The sequence below is a fragment of the Rubrivivax benzoatilyticus JA2 = ATCC BAA-35 genome (assembly GCF_000190375.1).
In the GTDB taxonomy this organism is placed as follows: Bacteria; Pseudomonadota; Gammaproteobacteria; order Burkholderiales; family Burkholderiaceae_C; genus Rubrivivax; species Rubrivivax benzoatilyticus.
This window is the reverse complement of the sequence record NZ_AEWG01000082.1, coordinates 1-3507: the sequence shown is the minus strand read 5'-3', so window position 1 is coordinate 3507 and position 3507 is coordinate 1. Positions and strand designations below refer to the sequence as shown.

Below are 3507 nucleotides of genomic sequence, written 5' to 3'. Positions count from 1 at the left end.
GGCGCGGCGCCGGGCACGCTGCCGGCCGCCGCCGCGGCCGAGCCCGCCGCGCTGCGCCTCGTCGACCCCTCGCTGGCGCGCGTCGAGGCCGACACGCGGCTCAACGCCGTCATCGTGCGCGACGACCCGCAGCGCCTGCCGCAGTACCGCCAGCTGATCAGCGCGCTCGACGTCGAGCCGCAGGCGCTGGAGATCGAGGCGCGCATCGTCGACATCGACACCGACCGGCTGCGCGAGCTGGGCATCAACTGGCGGCTGTCCAGCGGGCGCTCGTCGCTGCTGTTCGGCAACGGGACGAACAGCGACACGCTGCTGTCGGGTTCGCAGCGGCCCGAGGACATCACGCCGCAGGGCAAGGGCGGCTTCCTGTCGGCCGTGCTCGGCGGCGCCGACGAGCTGGCGCTGCGCATCAACGCGCTGCAGGACCAGGGCGCGGCCAAGGTCGTGTCCAGCCCGCAGGTGCTGACGCTGTCGGACGTCGAGGCGGTGTTCGACACCAGCCGCACCTTCTACGTGCGCGTCGCCGGGCGCGAGGACGTCGACCTGTTCTCGGTGTCGGCGGGCACCACGCTGCGCGTCACGCCGCACGTCTTCCGCGACGAGCACGGCGTGCGCATCAAGCTGCTGGTGGCGATCGAGGACGGCGCGCTGTCGCAGCAGCAGGTCGACCAGATCCCGGTCGTCGAGCGCGCCTCGATCAACACCCAGGCGCTGATCTTCGAGGGCGAGAGCCTGCTCGTCGGCGGCCTCACGCGCGAAGCCAGCAGCAACGGCGTCACCAAGGTGCCCTTTCTCGGCGACATCCCGGTGCTGGGCAACCTGTTCAAGAGCAGCGTCGACAGCCTGCGCCGCACCGAACGCCTGTTCCTGATCTCGCCGCGCCTGGTGCCGGCGCGGCGTGTCGCCGCCACTGCACCCGAGGGCGCCGCGCCGCCCGCCACGGAGAACCGCCGATGAACACGCCGCCCGCCCCCGCCGCCCACGAGCTGCGTGTCCTCGACGGCCCGCAGCGCGGCGCCTGCGTCGTGCTCGAGCCCGGCCGCGCCTACCGCGTCGGCCGGCGCTGGGGTTGCGACGTGCTGCTGCGCCCGCAGGCCGGCAACGACGGCGCCGAGCTGACGCTGACGCTGCAGCCCGACGGCCGGCTGCATCTCCAGGTGCAGGCCGGGCGCGTGCGCTGCGGCCGGCGCGAGCTGGAGCCCGGCCAGGCGCTGGCGCTGTCGGCGCTGCAGCCGCTGGAGATCGACGGCGTGCGCCTGGCCGCCGGCCCGCTGGGCAGCCCGGCGTGGGTGGCGCTTCTCGAAGGCGGCTTGCCGCCGCCGCCCGCGCCCGAACCGGCGCGCCCTGACGAACTCCGCCAGCGCCTGCACCGCTGGGGCCGCTGGCTGCGCCTGGGCGGCGCGGCGCTGGCCGCGACCTCGCTGTCGATGTTCGCGCTGGCGATGGTCGCCACGCCGGCGGCGCCGACGCCGGCGCAGCAGGCGCGCCAGGCGCAGGCCCTGCTCGCCTCGGCCGGCTTCACCGCCGTCGAGGTCGCGCCCGAGTCCGGCGGCCTGCTCGTCAAGGGTTACCTGGAGACCCAGGCCCAGCGCACACGCGCCGAGCAGTTGCTCGCCGGCCAGGGGCTGGCGGCGCGGCTGGACGTCTGGGTCAACGAGGCCATCGCGCACGCGATCGAGGACGTCTACCGCGTGCACGGCGTCAAGGCCGAGGTGCAGCCCAGCGGCGCCGGCGCGATGCGCGTGCACACCGCGCTCACCGACCCGGCGCCGCTGGCCGCCATCGAGCGCCTGGTGCGCCGCGACGTGCCCGGGCTGCACAGCCTGCAGCCCGTCAACGAGCCGCCGCAGCGCACGCCCAGCCCGGTGCCGGCGCTCGACGACCCCGGCAAACGGGTCGCCTCGATCGTCGCCGGGCCCGAACCCTATGTCGTCACGGTCGACGGCACGCGTTACTTCGTCGGCGCGATGCTGCCCACCGGACACCGCATCGAGCAGATCGACGGCAGCCGCGTCGAGCTCGAACGTGAAGGCGAGCGCTCGGCCATCGCCTTCTGATCCCCGTCCCCACCCAGGAGCCCACCATGTCGCAAACGATCCCGCCCACCTCCCTCGCCGCCAGCACCACCAGCACCGGCCAGGGCACCGGCAGCAAGTGGTACGAGCTGATGGCCGAGGCCTGGGGCAAGGCCCTGGACAGCAAGGCCACCGAGATGGAAGGCACGGCCGACCTGATCAACGGCGGTGACGACCGGCCGGCGACGATCACACAGCTGACGGCGCAGTCGCAGCAGATGGCCTTCCTGGCGCAGAGCGCGCACACCGCGATCTCGTCGGTGGGCACGGCGCTCGAGACCATGGCCCGCAAGCAGTGAGCCGCGGAGCACGCCGATGACGACGATCGCCGTCCTCCCGCCCGCCGCCGCCGCGGCGACCGGCGCCACGCCGCCGGTCCAGGCCGGCTACGGCGTCTCGCTGACCGACCTGTCGGCCTTCAACGCCTCGCTGGCACGCGCCGGGCAGCCGCTGCAGGCGCAGCCGGCGCAGGCCACCGGCGAAGGCATGAAGCTGCTGTTCCGGCCGCTGGAGCAGATCAACGGCGAGGCCGCCGCGCTGTCGCGCCACGCGCGCGTCGCGATGCAGGCCGGCGCCGACATGACGCCCGGCGAGATGGTGATGCTGACCGTGCGCTGCCAGGAGTTCCTGTTCCACAGCCAGCTCACGGCCAACGTCGCCAACCGCACCTCCGACGGGCTGCAGCAACTCTTCCGCCAGCAGGCCTGAGGCCGACGATGCCGCATCCCCCCTTCCCCGCCCGTACCCGCGCCCGGCTGCGCCGCCTGGCGCTGCTGCTGGCCGCCACCGCCGCGCTCGCCGGCTGCGGCCGCGAGGAGCTTTACGCCCAGCTCGACGAGCGCGAGGCCAACGAGATGGTCGCGCTGCTGACGCACGCCGGCATCGACGCCGCCAAGCAGCGTGTCGACGGCGGCCAGTTCGCGCTGCGTGTCGGCGGCGGCGAGTTCGCGCGGGCGGTGCAGGTGCTGCACGCCGCCGGCTACCCGCGCGAGGGCCACGAGAGCCTGGGCACGATGTTCAAGAAGGAAGGTTTCGTCACGACGCAGCTCGAGGAGCGCGCGCGTTTCATGCATGCGCTGTCGCAGGAGCTGGCCGGCACGCTGCAGAACATCGACGGCGTCGTGCTCGCGCGGGTGCATCTGGCGGTGCCCGAGAAGCGGCGCTTCGCCGAGAAGCCCGAGCCGTCGGCGGCGGCGGTGTTCCTGAAGGTGCGCCCGGGCGTCGACCTGGCACCGCAGATCGGCTCGATCAAGGCGCTGGTCGTCAACGCGATCGAGGGCCTGCCTTACGAGCAGGTGACGGTCGTCACCTTCCCGGCCGAACCCTGGCCCGGGCCGGCGGCGCCGGCCGCCGCGACGGCGCTGGACGGGCTGGGCCGGCCGCTGCTGTGGGCCGCGGCGCTGGGCGGCAGCGCGCTGGCGATCGGCGGCGG

5 protein-coding genes are annotated in these 3507 nt (G+C 74.4%); all 5 read left to right on the top strand.

Translation table 11 applies throughout. The annotated features are described in order from the left end of the window. On the top strand, nt 1–957 hold a 957-nt coding region (sctC, locus tag RBXJA2T_RS10120), incomplete at its 5' end, for a type III secretion system outer membrane ring subunit SctC (RefSeq protein WP_009857265.1). Then, nucleotides 954–2057, top strand: a complete 1104-nt coding sequence (gene sctD / locus RBXJA2T_RS10115) for a type III secretion system inner membrane ring subunit SctD (protein WP_009857264.1) — start codon at nt 954–956, stop codon at nt 2055–2057. The genes sctC and sctD, both read left to right, overlap by 4 nt. A gap of 26 nt (nt 2058–2083) precedes the next feature. Continuing rightward, the gene (locus RBXJA2T_RS10110) at nt 2084–2374 is read left to right on the top strand and encodes a hypothetical protein (protein ID WP_009857263.1); all 291 of its coding nucleotides are present in this window, start codon (nt 2084–2086) and stop codon (nt 2372–2374) included. A 16-nt stretch (nt 2375–2390) separates the two neighbouring features. Next, nucleotides 2391–2783, top strand: a complete 393-nt coding sequence (locus RBXJA2T_RS10105; RefSeq protein ID WP_009857262.1) for a hypothetical protein — start codon at nt 2391–2393, stop codon at nt 2781–2783. A gap of 8 nt (nt 2784–2791) precedes the next feature. After that, nucleotides 2792–3507 (top strand): type III secretion system inner membrane ring lipoprotein SctJ (sctJ, locus tag RBXJA2T_RS10100; RefSeq protein ID WP_009857261.1); only part of this gene is annotated, 716 nt, incomplete at its 3' end.

Excerpts from the sequence above, each read along its gene's own strand:
- RBXJA2T_RS10105 (WP_009857262.1), top strand. The coding sequence starts at position 2,391 with ATGACGACGATCGCCGTCCTCCCGCCCGCCGCCGCCGCGGCGACCGGC.
- sctD (WP_009857264.1), top strand. The coding sequence starts at position 954 with ATGAACACGCCGCCCGCCCCCGCCGCCCACGAGCTGCGTGTCCTCGAC.
- RBXJA2T_RS10110 (WP_009857263.1), top strand. The coding sequence starts at position 2,084 with ATGTCGCAAACGATCCCGCCCACCTCCCTCGCCGCCAGCACCACCAGC.